At 37.2% G+C, this 12,673-nt stretch carries 13 protein-coding genes; 7 read left to right on the top strand and 6 right to left on the bottom strand.

Features of this window, described 5'->3' with window-relative positions; genetic code table 11:
* Positions 1–106: 106 nt before the first annotated feature.
* The 6 genes from ACJVDH_RS02895 to ACJVDH_RS02870 form a co-directional block, all read right to left on the bottom strand.
* A complete protein-coding gene (locus ACJVDH_RS02895) occupies positions 107–1,381 on the bottom strand; it encodes a mechanosensitive ion channel family protein (protein WP_443946072.1) in 1,275 nt (424 codons plus the stop codon).
* A gap of 65 nt (positions 1,382–1,446) precedes the next feature.
* A complete protein-coding gene (gene ispG / locus ACJVDH_RS02890) occupies positions 1,447–3,438 on the bottom strand; it encodes a (E)-4-hydroxy-3-methylbut-2-enyl-diphosphate synthase (RefSeq protein ID WP_443946071.1) in 1,992 nt (663 codons plus the stop codon).
* 64 nt (positions 3,439–3,502) lie between these two features.
* A complete protein-coding gene (locus ACJVDH_RS02885) occupies positions 3,503–4,117 on the bottom strand; it encodes an RDD family protein (RefSeq protein ID WP_443946070.1) in 615 nt (204 codons plus the stop codon).
* Positions 4,117–5,091: a LiaF transmembrane domain-containing protein gene (locus ACJVDH_RS02880; RefSeq protein WP_443946069.1), complete on the bottom strand. Its 975-nt coding sequence runs from the start codon at positions 5,089–5,091 to the stop codon at positions 4,117–4,119. Before ACJVDH_RS02880 ends, ACJVDH_RS02885 begins: the two co-directional genes overlap by 1 nt.
* A 4-nt stretch (positions 5,092–5,095) precedes the next feature.
* Positions 5,096–5,785, bottom strand: a complete 690-nt coding sequence (locus tag ACJVDH_RS02875) for a PspC domain-containing protein (protein ID WP_443946068.1) — start codon at positions 5,783–5,785, stop codon at positions 5,096–5,098.
* 20 nt (positions 5,786–5,805) lie between these two features.
* Positions 5,806–6,495: an SDR family NAD(P)-dependent oxidoreductase gene (locus ACJVDH_RS02870; RefSeq protein ID WP_443946067.1), complete on the bottom strand. Its 690-nt coding sequence runs from the start codon at positions 6,493–6,495 to the stop codon at positions 5,806–5,808.
* Between the two features lie 150 nt (positions 6,496–6,645).
* Between ACJVDH_RS02870 and ACJVDH_RS02865 the strand changes: the two genes are divergently transcribed.
* From ACJVDH_RS02865 to ACJVDH_RS02835, 7 genes are all read left to right on the top strand, one after another.
* Positions 6,646–7,380 (top strand): MlaE family ABC transporter permease, encoded by a 735-nt coding sequence (locus ACJVDH_RS02865; protein ID WP_443946066.1) that lies wholly within the window; start codon positions 6,646–6,648, stop codon positions 7,378–7,380.
* The gene (locus ACJVDH_RS02860; protein ID WP_443946065.1) at positions 7,380–8,132 is read left to right on the top strand and encodes an ABC transporter ATP-binding protein; all 753 of its coding nucleotides are present in this window, start codon (positions 7,380–7,382) and stop codon (positions 8,130–8,132) included. Before ACJVDH_RS02865 ends, ACJVDH_RS02860 begins: the two co-directional genes overlap by 1 nt.
* A 45-nt stretch (positions 8,133–8,177) precedes the next feature.
* Entirely contained in the window at positions 8,178–8,399 is a 222-nt protein-coding gene (vapB, locus tag ACJVDH_RS02855) for a type II toxin-antitoxin system VapB family antitoxin (protein WP_443946064.1), read from the top strand.
* The gene (locus tag ACJVDH_RS02850) at positions 8,399–8,782 is read left to right on the top strand and encodes a type II toxin-antitoxin system VapC family toxin (RefSeq protein WP_443946063.1); all 384 of its coding nucleotides are present in this window, start codon (positions 8,399–8,401) and stop codon (positions 8,780–8,782) included. The genes vapB and ACJVDH_RS02850 overlap by 1 nt, the downstream gene beginning before the upstream one ends.
* Entirely contained in the window at positions 8,779–9,660 is an 882-nt protein-coding gene (locus ACJVDH_RS02845) for a class I SAM-dependent methyltransferase (RefSeq protein ID WP_443946062.1), read from the top strand. The genes ACJVDH_RS02850 and ACJVDH_RS02845 overlap by 4 nt, the downstream gene beginning before the upstream one ends.
* 97 nt (positions 9,661–9,757) lie before the next feature.
* The gene (locus tag ACJVDH_RS02840; protein ID WP_443946061.1) at positions 9,758–10,810 is read left to right on the top strand and encodes a hypothetical protein; all 1,053 of its coding nucleotides are present in this window, start codon (positions 9,758–9,760) and stop codon (positions 10,808–10,810) included.
* 52 nt (positions 10,811–10,862) lie between these two features.
* Positions 10,863–12,257, top strand: coding sequence for a hypothetical protein (locus ACJVDH_RS02835; protein ID WP_443946060.1), 1,395 nt, complete (start codon positions 10,863–10,865; stop codon positions 12,255–12,257).
* The last annotated feature ends 416 nt before the right edge of the window (positions 12,258–12,673 follow it).

The raw sequence follows: 12,673 nt of genomic DNA, 5'->3' as shown, positions 1-12,673 counted from the left end.
TTTAGGCATCTTTCAAACAATTTGATCTTAGTTGTTTTAGATGGTAAATGGATTATGCAAGGCATTTATTAGCAGCTTAGATATCTACTATCCGCGAACAAGCGCACTAGTCATTTCCTCTGCCAACAAAATTTCGCATATCACTTCCGCTTGGGCTTTGGAAAATTTCTAAATCGAAATAAGGCACTGCAGCTAGTAAATGATCAAAAATATCTGCAGCAACTTCTTCAAATTTTTTCAATCCTTTTTCTTTAGAAAACACATAAATTTCTACAGGCAATCCACTTTCTGTGGCCTGTAACTGACGTACCATAAATGTCAGATTGGTATTGATATGCGGATTGTTCGCCAGATATTTCTCGGCATAAACCCTAAAGGTTCCAATATTGGTAATGTGCTGCCCATTTACCAGATTATTTGGATTAACCGTATTTTCTGCATTAAACTTTATAATTTCCTGCTGCGTTTGCGTCAAATAATCCCTCAGAAAATCAATTGTTTTTAATCGCTCTATTAATTCTTCATTACAAAATTTAATGCTTGAAATTTTAATGTTTATATGCCTTTTAATTCTCCTCCCCTCACTTTCTTCCATTGCACGCCAGTTTTTAAACGATTCGCTTACAATTGCATAACTGGGTACAATGGTGACGGTTTTATCCCAATTACGGACTTTAATTGTTGTAAGGTTAATTTCCATTACCTCGCCATCGGCACCATATTTTTCTACCGTAATCCAATCGCCAACCCGAACCAAATCTATCGCACTCATTTGAACTGAGGCTACGAAACCCAAAATCGGATCTCTGAAAACAAGAATTAAAACAGCTGTAACCGCACCGAAACCACCAAATACGTATAAAGGAGATTCGCCTAAAATGATAGAGAGAATTAAAACGAAACCAATAACGTAAATAACAATTTTAGCAACCTGTTTATAACTTCTAACTGGTTTATCTGAATATTTTCGGGAAGATTCCATAATGGAAACCACTGCATTTAAAAAAGCATTTATGGCCAGCATTACCGCCAGAACCATATAAATCTTCGCAAATATTAAAGCATAAAAAAGACCACGGTTAAAATCTATGAAAACATATGGAACAACATTATAGAGCACATATGCTACAAAAATCAACGCAAAAGCCCGGAAAACCCTAAACTCAAACAGCGCTTTTTGCCAGTCTGGTTTGGTTTTTGCACTTTTAACCGCTCCAATAAAAGCCAAACGTGTAATAAACAACGTGATGTATAAGAAGAGTACAACGCCGGTTAAACCCAGAGAAAAATAGGTATAAACCAGTTCGTTACCATCAAGACCTTGCCGATTGAGTGCAGCTCTCAATTCACTAAATATGGATTCAAACTCCAATAGATTCATCGGGGTAATTTAAGAATTTCCGGATGGGTTTATGCGTTAGTGGTAAAATGTTTCACAGAGCAGTTTTACTGGCCTTTTTCAAACCAATTTCCATCTTCCTTAATGATGTCAATTAACTCATCCAAAGCGAAAGCTGTAGTCACATTCTTTTTCACAACATCCTGACCGCGATATAAGGTAATTTTATCAGGTCCGGTACCAACGTAGCCGTAATCGGCATCGGCCATTTCACCAGGCCCATTTACAATACAACCCATAATTCCAATTTTGAGCCCTTTTAAATGATCGGTTCTGGAACGGATTAATTGCGTGGTTTCTTGTAAATCAAAAAGTGTTCTGCCACAACTCGGACAAGAGATGTATTCTGTTTTACTAATTCTTGTTCGTGTAGCTTGTAAAAGCCCAAAACTGGTGGAATTGATCAGGCTAAGATTTTGATCTTGTGCATCAATCCAGACGCCATCACCAAACCCATCGGTCAGTAGTGCACCCAAATCTGTCGCTGCATATAACATCAAATGATCTGCATCCATAGCTGGATAACTTCTTTTAATAATTACCGGAAGCTGAATGTTTTTCTCTAGAAGTGCAATAAAAAACGAACGTTGTGCAGCCATTCCATGTATTTGAGCAGTTTTAAGAATTAAAACAATGGTTTCATTTAACTCTTCACTTTCTATCTCTTCAATTTGCTGCGCATCAATCTCTACAAAATTCAATTGCGCATCTTTAACCTCTGCAAGTTTAAATTCTTCGAAAGAAAATAAAGGATGACAATTGTTTTGATCCGTTAACTGTTTCCAGGTAGCAAAATTATAAACTTGTTTCAAATTGCCTGGAAAAGAAAATGACGGCAATTGGTTACCCAGATAAACCAAATCGCAAGCCTGATCTGCAAGATTGTATTTATCCAGCATAGCGTTGTAATTGTATCCAACAGCATTTAAAAAATAGGGATCTTTCAGATTTTCTTTTGAAACATCGACCATCACCACGGGATGATGATGACCTCCAATATGTTGTACAGATTGTGCAATTCTACGCGTGTATGCATATGGAGAATACGTTGCCGATGTCGTTTTATTTGCATTTTTTAACGTGCCGAAGTTTTCAGTATGTTGTGATTGCGCTGTTGTGATTTTTCCTCTTGAAGTGTAACGATCTGCTAAAGCCTTGGCAACAGGCGCTTCAAATTCGGGATCTTCTGTTAGAGAAACGCGAATGGTATCGCCCAATCCATCTTCCAGTAAGGTACCAATACCAACTGCAGATTTAATTCTTCCATCCTCGCCATCTCCGGCTTCGGTAACACCAAGGTGCAAAGGATAATTCATTCCTTCTTTCACCATCGTTTCTACCAAAAGACGGTAAGCTTGCACCATCACCTGTGTATTGCTGGCTTTCATAGAAATTACCAGGTTATAATAATTTTCAGCTTCGCACATGCGGATAAATTCCATTGCAGATTCTACCATTCCGCGTGGTGTATCGCCATAATGGCTCATAATCCGATCGGATAAAGAACCATGATTGGTTCCAATACGCATGGCGGTTCCATATTCTTTACAAATGTTGATTAACGGAATAAATTTTTTGTTAATCCGCTCCAACTCTGCATCGTAAGCCGCTTGTGTATAATCTATATTTTCGAATTTCTTTTTATCGGCATAATTGCCAGGATTTACCCGAACTTTTTCTACAATCCGTGCGGCCATTTCGGCAGCATTTGGTGTAAAATGAATATCGGCAATAAGTGGAACATCGTATCCGCGATAGCGCAATTCTTTTTTAATATTCGCCAGGTTTTCTGCTTCTTTAATACTTGGAGCAGTGATGCGCACATACTCGCAACCAGATTCTACCATCCTGATGGTTTGCTCTACCGTTGCAAGCGTGTTCATGGTATCTGTAGTGGTCATCGATTGAATCCGGATTGGATTGTGGCCACCAAGTGCGATATCGCCGATTTTTACTTCGCGCGTTAAGAACCTCGAATATTCCGTTAAACTGTTGCAATATCCGCCACTTAATTCTTGCTTTACCGATAAATTTTCCATGCAGTGCAAAGATATAGATAGAAATTTGAATGAGAGAATTTTGTATAAGAGAATGACTTAAAACCTATATCAACCGATCTTTAACTACCAGTGTATTTACTGCAATATCATGCCAACACTGATTTTTGCGGTTTAAAAAACTATATAAATACCCGAAAAACACCGGAATTACCGAAAGAATTTTAGAAAAATTACGTGCGAATGCACGCGCTACAGAAATTCGGCTACCTTCTAAATCCGTTACTTTGATGTTGAGCAATCTTTTCCCAGCAGTTGCTTGTTTTACCGAAGCTTCGGCAATGCTTCCATAAATCAATTTGGCAATAAAAACCAAGGGAAAAGGAACTAAAAAGGCCATAATCCTTTCGTTTTTGGTTTCGATAAAGATGTAGCTGGTTAAAATTAGTATACTGTAGATAATGACGATAAAAAAATGATCTATTACTGAAGCGAGTAAACGTTGATCAAAAGCTGCAAAATATTGCGGCGCGGTTTTCTGGAAGTTAAAACCAAGAAGCTCACGCAGTTCTGCAACGGCGTGAGCTTCTTTATAATCGTCCATTTCTGGTGTTCGCACAAAGGTGTTTGGTTTTACATCCAAACTTTTTAATTCTTCAAGTAAATATGGCCCTTGGGGTTTTCCATTAACAACAATTGTATATTTCTGTTGGCGATTCATTAGTAACGTTTGACTTCGAAATTGCTTAGTCCGCCGTCTAAATTAATGAAAATTTTCTTAGTTGAAGATTGGTAATTGGCCGTTTCGTACACGCCATCGCTTAGTTTATTAAATCCATCAAAATCTTTGGCAGAAAGCCCTGTTTTTGTTTTTATTCTGCAACCAGAACCTTCAGGTATTTTAATTTTAACATCGGCAATGCCCGATTTTACCACGACATCTGTAATGGGCAACTGACTGCCGATTTTAATATCAAGCGAAGCTGCGCCACCATCAAAACGAAAAGCACGAACTTTGAACGGTGAAAAATCCATATTGGCTTCTCCGGCACCCAGTTTCATTACAATATCCCAGGTTGCGGTTTTATTCAACTGAAAGTTTACATGATTGCCATCATCTCCAAAATTCCATTTCTGCTTTTTACTGTTCATTTTGAAATTCAGAATGGAAGCACTATCGGTAACTTGCTTAGAAAGTGAAAAAGAACTTTTGCCTTTTTTTACATCTGCATTAAACAACCTGTCAGTTCCTTCCTCATTCAGATTAAAAGAAATTCCGCCACCGCTGATATTTAGAATGGTTTTCTTTAAAGTATCCGAGGCATCAATAGTTTCAAATAAATTTGCTCTTACAGAAGAATCGCGGTCTTGATCATCATCATCATTACCATCGTCATCAATATTAATGTCGATGTCGTTTTTAAATTTATGTCCCCACCAACCGCGTTCTGGTTCTTGCTGACCTTTAACAAAAAGAAAAGCCAATGATACCACAAGTACGCCAATTGCAATCATACTTCCGGTTTGCGAGTTGTTTCGGTTAAACAATATGTTTATCCCGGCAATGATTAGGAAAATTGGCCAGAAACTCCAAACGTTTCGCCAGTAGAAATCGATAATTCCAAAGTTTTCCAGTAAGAGCACACCGCCTATAAAGAGCAGAATAATGCCCCAGATTAATCTATCTAGTTTCATAATTTTAGGCTTGAGGGTTAATGGTTGAATTGTTTTCGTCTTTCGGGCTTTCTGTAACGGGCGTTACAACTGCATCAGAAAAATCGGCTTTTTTCTTTGCTTCTTCTTCTGCCTGTTGGTTTTGAAATGCCGCCCAGTCATTTTTACGTTTAGATTTTGAAATGATGCTAATCCCCAAAGCAATGAAAACCAATGGCCACATAAACTTGAAAAGATTTCTGAAATTGAACCAATATGGCACAATATCCAGCTCGCGCATCAAGAAAAAGCTTCCAACAACGAGTAATATAAGGCCGGCTATTGTTCTGCCTGTATCATTTGATTTGTTAAATTTTCCAAAATCTGCCTGCGTTTCAAATGGCGTTTTAGGCACATCGTTTACTGGCTGTGTCCAATTTTGGTTGCCAGAAGAAGCCGACCCTGAAAACGGTGCTCCATTACCTGAATTTGGGTTGGTTGTATTTTCTCTAAAAAAGTCATTGAATTTAGAGAATCTTGCTGTAGGATCTTGATTTACCGGAACAATAATCCACATAATAATATAAGCGATCAAACCACCGCCTGCCATGAAGATGGTTGATAAAGCGAATAACAATCTTACTATGGTCACTTCTACTTGCATGTATTCTGCAAGTCCAGAAGCTACTCCAGCAATCATCTTATCGTGTTCGTTTCTAAAAAGCTTCTTTTCCATAATGCTGTTAATTTGTGTGTCTAAAAATTGAGCGGTGTAATGTGCACTTCATCTACGTTTACGCCTTTACTTAAGTTTAAAATGGTAAACAGAGTTTCTGCTATGTCTTCTGGTTGTACAAATTTTTCATCCGGAATTGTGGTACCTTCCCAGGACGCTGTTTTTGTAGAACCGGGTAAAAATGCAGTCACTTTTATGTTAAATGGTGCCAATTCTTGCCGCAATACAGAGTTAAGACTTAACATCGCTGCTTTTGTTACACTATAACTACCGGCATTTTTTACAGGTGCATTGCTGGCTACAGAACAGATATTAAAAATGTGCCCATGCTGTTGTGTGCGCATCATCCGACCAAAGAATTTGGATAGATAATAGCTTGCATTTACATTCAGGTTTTGTTGAAACTCGAAAGTTTCATCTTCCTCATCCATCAAATTACCTGGAAAAAAAGCGCCAACATTGTTCACCAAGATATCTACTGTTGTAAAAACCTTTTCAAGTTCATTCGCAAAATTGTAAACTTGAGTTTTGTTGCTACAATCTGCAGCATAAATAAACGCTTTGCCACCGCGGGCTCCCAACTCTTCTTTAAGTGCCTGAAGATCTGCAAAATTTCTAGCAACTAAAGCCAGTTCATAGCCTTTTTCAGATAGTTTTAAAGCAATTGCACGTCCAATTCCTTTGGTGGCGCCGGTAATTACTGCCCTCATTTTTTATGGATTAATTTTTGTAGGCAAAAAACCATATTTATATTCAAAACCACGAATATTTTTGTAAATATCAAAGGGCGACAACTTTTTTATCGTTTCTTTGTAGTATTATAAACTGAAGCATTTAAATTAAGCATAAAGACATACGGAATGAACTTTACCAATTTCGGCAGATATATACTGCTACTTAAATCTGTATTTAGAAAGCCGGAAAAATTTAAGATTTACTTTAAGGAAATTGCCAAGCAAATGGACTACGTTGGAGTAGGCTCATTAGGTTTAATTGCCATTATTTCTACTTTTATCGGTGCCGTGATGACACTGCAAATTGCTTTCCAGCTGGTGAGTGATTTTATTCCAAAAACCATTATTGGTTCTGTAAACCGAGACTCCAGTATTCTCGAACTGAGCCCAACCATTAGTGCCATTGTTTTGGCCGGCAAAATTGGATCTGCCATTTCTTCAGAAATTGGTACCATGCGTGTTTCTGAACAAATTGACGCATTGGAAATTATGGGGATTAATGCACCCGGATATCTAATTTTACCAAAGGTTATTTCGGGTATCACAATGGTGCCACTTTTGGTGATCATTTCTATGTTTCTAAGCATTTCTGGTGGTTATTTAGGCGGTTCGTTATCTGGCGCAGTAACGCCAAATGAATACATTCAGGGCATCACTACAGATTTTAATCCATATACGGTTGTTGTTGCATTGGTTAAAGCATTTGTATTTGGTTTTATCATTACAACTGTACCTGCTTACGAAGGTTTTTATGTTAAAGGCGGTGCGCTGGAGGTTTCTCAAGCCAGTACCAGAGCGGTTGTAATTAGTTGTATTTCCATTTTAGCTTGCGATTATATCGTAACCCAATTGTTGTTGTAATGATAGAAATTAAAGATATAGTAAAATCTTTCTCCGGAAATGAAGTACTTAAAGGCATTTCTGGTGTATTTGAAGAAGGTGTTACCAATTTGATTATTGGAGGTTCTGGCTCTGGAAAAACAACGTTACTTAAATGTATGGTTGGCTTACACCAGCCAGATTCTGGCTCGGTACTTTATGACGGGCGCGATTTTACACCTATGACGTACGAAGAACGCATAGAGGTAAGGAAAGAAATTGGTATGCTTTTCCAGGGATCGGCACTATTTGACAGCATGACGGTCGAAGATAATATTATGTTTCCACTGAATATGTTTACCGAGCAAAGCCGCAAGGAAAAATTAGAAAGGGTAAATTTTTGTTTGGAAAGAGTAAATCTGGAAGGAAAAAATAAACTCTTCCCGGCAGAGTTATCTGGTGGAATGAAAAAACGTGTAGGAATTGCGCGTGCCATTGCCATGAATCCAAAATATCTTTTTTGCGATGAACCCAACTCTGGCTTAGACCCAAAAACGTCCATTGTAATTGATGAACTGATCAAAGAAATTACCGAAGAATATAAAACCACAACTATTGTTGTTACCCACGATATGAACTCTGTAATGGGTATTGGAGATTATATTTTGTTTTTACATGAAGGCAAAAAATTCTGGGAAGGCAGCAATAAAGAAATTGCACATACAGATGTTAAAGAGCTGAATGACTTTGTGTTTGCCAGTCGTTTCATGAAAGCTGCGAAGGATAAATTCTAGAAATATTCGCTATATTTGGGTATGACAAGGGCTACAAAAAATATTATGGATAAATTGGATTCATTACCCGAAGATAAACTTGCGGAAGTTGAAGATTTTGTAGATTTTTTGAAAGCCAGATACGAAAGGAAATCTTATACAACACCTTTAGAGCAAACCCAAATTGCTAAAGAACCGAAAAGTTTATATGGTGCTGCAAAGGATACTGTTCTTTATATTTCTGATGATTTCAACGAACCTTTGGATGATTTAAAAGACTACATGTAATGCGTTTTCTTTTAGATACCCATATATTTCTCTTTATGATTAAGGGAGAAAACGCTATCAGTGCCGAAACAATCGAAATTATAAACTCCACGCAACATCAAAAATTTTTCAGCATTGCGAGTATCTGGGAAATTGCAATAAAGATAAGTATCGGAAAACTGAAAATTATTGTTGATGCTGTTTACAGCCTGCTGGATGAATATGGAATTGAAATTATTATGCCCAACCAAAAGCATCTTAAAACTTACTTAACACTCCCATTTTTACATAAAGATCCGTTTGATCGATTGATTATTGCGCAGGCACTTGCAGAAAACCTCACTTTAATAACCGATGATCAGCAGATCACACATTACCCCAATTTAAAGTTATTGAATACATGATACAATTATTGACACCCACGCACTGGAAAGATTATGAACTGATTGACTGTGGGGATTTTGAAAAACTGGAACGTTTTGGTACTGCGATATTAATCCGTCCGGAACCCCAGGCCGTTTGGAAGAAAACCCTTTCTGAGCAGGAATGGAAAAAACAAGCAAATATTACTTTCAAAGGCCGTTCTGCCACCTCTGGCGAATGGGTAAAGAAAAACCCAGCCATACAAGATCGTTGGCATGTAGAATATAAAAACAATGAAGTTTCAATTAAACTGCGTTTAGGTTTAACTTCATTCAAACATGTTGGTGTTTTCCCGGAACAAGCCGTAAACTGGGATTATATTTCTTCATCCATCAAAAAATTCAAAACGCCTCAACCAAAAGTATTAAATCTATTTGCCTACACCGGTGCAGCTTCTTTGATTGCTAATGCAGCAGGCGCAGAAACTACGCATGTAGATTCCATTAAACAAGTGGTAACCTGGGCAAATGAAAACCAGGAATTATCGGGTTTAAAGAACACGCGCTGGATGGTTGAAGATGCCTTGAAATTTGTTAAAAAAGAACTAAAGCGCGGTAAAAAATACAATGGAATAATTCTCGATCCACCAGCGTATGGCCACGGTCCAAATGGTGAAAAATGGAAACTGGAAGACCATATCCAGGAAATGATGCAAGATGTGGTACAACTTTTAGATGAGAAAGAACATTTCTTAATCCTAAATACGTATTCATTAGGCTTTTCATCCGTTATAGTTGAAAACCTAATCCGAACTTCATTTCCGCAAGTTAAAAATTTAGAAACCGGCGAATTGTATTTACAAGCCACTGCAGGAATTAAACTGCCTTTAGGTGTTTTTGGAAAATTCTGCAATGTGTAAATGTGGATTAAATTATTTTGACATACAACTTTAACCTTTTACTTTCATCCCTTTCAGATTCTGAACAATCTGTATATACTTAATACTTATAAAATCTATGAAATTCCCTCACCTGGCAGGCACCGTAATTTTGGGCTTTGCAGCCATCAGCTTATTTGCCAATTGCAACAACACAGAAGGCAAAGGCGGCGTTGGCAAAATCTTTTCTTCATCAACAGATACTACGAAGAAAAAAACAGACTCTACAGAGAATGTGATGAAACCTGTTGATCCTAAACTGTACGATTCCTTAGTTTTAAAACTTGCCAATGGCGATACTACCGGAAAATGGCCAGTAAAAAAACAACCTTATCCTTTGGCAGGCGCAATTTTGCCTTTCAAAAGAATTGTGGTTTATTACGGAAATTTACACTCGAAAAAAATGGGTGCATTGGGTGAATATGCGCCAAAAGAAATGTGGCAACGCTTAAATGCTGAAGTAAAGCATTGGGAAAAAGTAGACCCATCCACTCCAGTTCAACCAGGCTTACATTACATTGCAGCTGTAGCCAGCGGAACGCCTGGAAAAGACGGAAAATACATCAATAGAATGGGCAACAAACAGATTGATTCTGTACTGAAAATTGCCAAAATGCAACCCAATACGATCGTATTTTTAGATCTTCAGGTGGCATTAAGTAATATTAAGGCAGAATTGCCGTATATAGAAAAATACCTTCAATTGCCATACGTACATTTAGGTATCGATCCTGAATTTTCTATGAAAGATGGTTCACTTCCCGGCAAACGTATTGGAACGTATGATGCAGCGGATATCAACTACGTTTCGGGATACCTTGCAGATATTGTAAAAAAATACAACCTGCCGCCAAAAGTTTTTACCGTTCACCGCTTTACCCGCAAAATGGTAACCAACTACCAAAGCATTAAATTGCGCCCTGAAGTGCAAATTGTTATGCATATGGATGGTTGGGGCGAACCAGAACTTAAGAAAGGTACTTACCGCCATTTCATATACGGAGAACCGGTACAGTTTACGGGTTTCAAACTTTTTTACAAAAATGATATTAAGAAAGCACCAAACAGAATGATGACACCTGAAGAACTTATTAAACTTACTCCGAAGCCAATCTACATTCAGTATCAATAATCTTTAAAGCCCGATTTTTTCGGGCTTTTTCATTCTCTCAATTATTAACGCTATGAAAAAATTAACTTCCCTCATGCTCTTGTTGTGCGCGATTACTTTACACACGTATGCACAAAAACTAAAAACAAGTCAATCTTTAAATGCTGCCCTGGAGAAAGCTAAGGCAACACAAAAGCCTGTTTTACTAATCGTTGACTACCCGATTTCATCCAATGCAAAAAATAGCAATCCTTATAATTTTAAATCTGCTATTGAAAACGAGGCTGTAATTACACGCTTTAATGAAGCATTAGTGATGTATAAAACAGCAACAACTGATACTTCAGTATTTTCGATACTGAGAACCGCTTCAATAAAATCATTTCCAGCATATATTTTTCTTCGGGCTGATAAAGAAGTTTTTTTCAAAGATCTTGGTAACTCAAGCGCAGATAAAAGGTACTTTGATATGTTGAACGCTGCCTTGCAAGCTTATAAAAATCCCACTTTATCTGAGTTAACAAAAATTTACGAAGCCGATAAATCGGATAATAACACCCTAAAAGCTCTAATAGATGCCAGAAAAAGAACAGGCATTGTAAATAATGCGGAACTCATTGAGCAATATGCTTCGAACTTGAAGGTCTCAGAACTGAGCAATTACCAAACCGTTCTATATATCTTGGAAGCGGGGCCTTTCTTAGACGGCCAAGCGTATAAACTTGCTTATACCAACCGAAAAATTGTAGATAGCATTTACCGAACCGAGCCTGCTCAGAAACGTTCAAGATTTAACAATGCGATGATTTCGAATACGATGATTGATGCTGCCGCGAAGAAAAATAGCAAGAGAGCATTTGCAGGAGCAAATTTTGCACGAAGCTCATGGACAAAAGATTATCGTTCAGGCGAAAGAGCCTACAATAACCAAATGCTGTGGTATTATTTAGCAGTAAAAGATACGGCGAGTTACCTCAGAACTGCAGCATATTTTATTGATGGATATTATATGAACGTAAGTGCAGATACCATAAAAAAAATAGAACAGCGTGCTATGGATGCTCAAATGAAAAATATGTCGCCATCAAGAAATTACGTATCAAAGGCCAAAATGGATAGTATTCTAAAATCACAGAATCCGGCAAAATCTGTGAGTATGGTTTCCACATCTGGTCCATCAAGTATAAATTATGCGAATGAACTAAACAACGCCGCATGGAAGTTCTATGAAATCAAAACGGCCAATGTAAACTATCTTACAAAAGCCATGCTTTGGAGTAGACGATCAATTCAATTGAGTCCGCTTGCGGGATATTATGATACTTTAGCGCATATTTTATACCGCCTGGGATATTTTGAGGAAGCTGTAAAAACAGAACAACTCGCCATTGAAAAGGCGAAAGCAGAGAAAGTGAATTCAGATATATTTGAAGTAGAATTAAGAAAAATCAGGAATAAACAATTGTAAAGTTCAATTCTGTTTACCTAATAATTGCATTAAATAATATAAGCTTTAATATAAATTTAAGTTCCAGATGTCCATACAAAATATGGGCATTTTTATTTGAGATTACGACTATAATTTATTAAACCAGCTTTAATCGAACATAACACACCTCTTTTAAAAACATTTCAATTTCACGATTTAGCAAGGCGTCCAAATGCGTTTTCATCGTCATTGCAGAATTGATTTTATTCTTATCGAAAAAATATTTTTTTTACGAATTTATGCAATCTGTTTTTTTGTAACGATAAAATTACTATTTTAAAAAAAGTTTAGAGAGACTTAAACGCTTCAGGAATAAAGTAATAGAATGGTATTTATTTTCTTGATTTTTACAGCCTTTTCTGAAAATTGGAACAGTTTTTATATAGGTCAATTAG

Origin of the sequence: Pedobacter terrestris (genome assembly GCF_052343045.1) — a bacterium.
Classification (GTDB): domain Bacteria; phylum Bacteroidota; class Bacteroidia; order Sphingobacteriales; family Sphingobacteriaceae; genus Pedobacter.
The sequence above is the reverse complement of the archived record's forward strand: the minus strand, read 5'-3'. Positions and strand labels throughout refer to the sequence as shown.

Excerpts from the sequence above, each read along its gene's own strand:
- ACJVDH_RS02895 (WP_443946072.1), bottom strand. The coding sequence starts at position 1,381 with ATGAATCTATTGGAGTTTGAATCCATATTTAGTGAATTGAGAGCTGCA.
- ispG (WP_443946071.1), bottom strand. The coding sequence starts at position 3,438 with ATGGAAAATTTATCGGTAAAGCAAGAATTAAGTGGCGGATATTGCAAC.
- ACJVDH_RS02885 (WP_443946070.1), bottom strand. The coding sequence starts at position 4,117 with ATGAATCGCCAACAGAAATATACAATTGTTGTTAATGGAAAACCCCAA.
- ACJVDH_RS02880 (WP_443946069.1), bottom strand. The coding sequence starts at position 5,091 with ATGAAACTAGATAGATTAATCTGGGGCATTATTCTGCTCTTTATAGGC.
- ACJVDH_RS02875 (WP_443946068.1), bottom strand. The coding sequence starts at position 5,785 with ATGGAAAAGAAGCTTTTTAGAAACGAACACGATAAGATGATTGCTGGA.
- ACJVDH_RS02870 (WP_443946067.1), bottom strand. The coding sequence starts at position 6,495 with ATGAGGGCAGTAATTACCGGCGCCACCAAAGGAATTGGACGTGCAATT.
- ACJVDH_RS02865 (WP_443946066.1), top strand. The coding sequence starts at position 6,646 with ATGAACTTTACCAATTTCGGCAGATATATACTGCTACTTAAATCTGTA.
- ACJVDH_RS02860 (WP_443946065.1), top strand. The coding sequence starts at position 7,380 with ATGATAGAAATTAAAGATATAGTAAAATCTTTCTCCGGAAATGAAGTA.
- vapB (WP_443946064.1), top strand. The coding sequence starts at position 8,178 with ATGGATAAATTGGATTCATTACCCGAAGATAAACTTGCGGAAGTTGAA.
- ACJVDH_RS02850 (WP_443946063.1), top strand. The coding sequence starts at position 8,399 with ATGCGTTTTCTTTTAGATACCCATATATTTCTCTTTATGATTAAGGGA.
- ACJVDH_RS02845 (WP_443946062.1), top strand. The coding sequence starts at position 8,779 with ATGATACAATTATTGACACCCACGCACTGGAAAGATTATGAACTGATT.
- ACJVDH_RS02840 (WP_443946061.1), top strand. The coding sequence starts at position 9,758 with ATGAAATTCCCTCACCTGGCAGGCACCGTAATTTTGGGCTTTGCAGCC.
- ACJVDH_RS02835 (WP_443946060.1), top strand. The coding sequence starts at position 10,863 with ATGAAAAAATTAACTTCCCTCATGCTCTTGTTGTGCGCGATTACTTTA.